Genomic DNA, 281 nt, shown 5'->3' with positions numbered 1-281 from the left:
CGGTGCTCAATCCCGACATGTTCGCGGAGGCGGAGGCTTCCGACCGGCGGCGGCGTGAGGGCAAGGCACTCGGGCCGCTCGACGGCATCCCCGACACCGCCAAGGACAGCTACAAGGTGAGGGGCCTGACGGTCGCCGCCGGCTCGCCGGCCTTCGAGCATCTCGTCGCCAATGAGGTCTTCTGGAAGCGGGTGAAACATTGTGGTTTCCTCACTGTTGCAGCGGCTTTTTTAAACAGCCGGAGCCAATGCGCGACAGGACAAGTTCCTGAACAGCTTGAC

The 281-nt window shown here is 63.3% G+C and carries 1 protein-coding gene; it reads left to right on the top strand.

What is annotated here, in order from left to right:
* A partial coding sequence (locus EN857_RS34320) for an amidase family protein (protein ID WP_245521695.1) occupies positions 1-281 on the top strand: 281 nt, incomplete at both ends.

Source organism: Mesorhizobium sp. M4B.F.Ca.ET.214.01.1.1 (genome assembly GCF_004791545.1).
GTDB lineage: Bacteria > Pseudomonadota > Alphaproteobacteria > Rhizobiales > Rhizobiaceae > Mesorhizobium > Mesorhizobium abyssinicae.
Note: the sequence above shows the minus strand (reverse complement) of the source record. Positions and strands in the feature narration are given on the sequence as shown.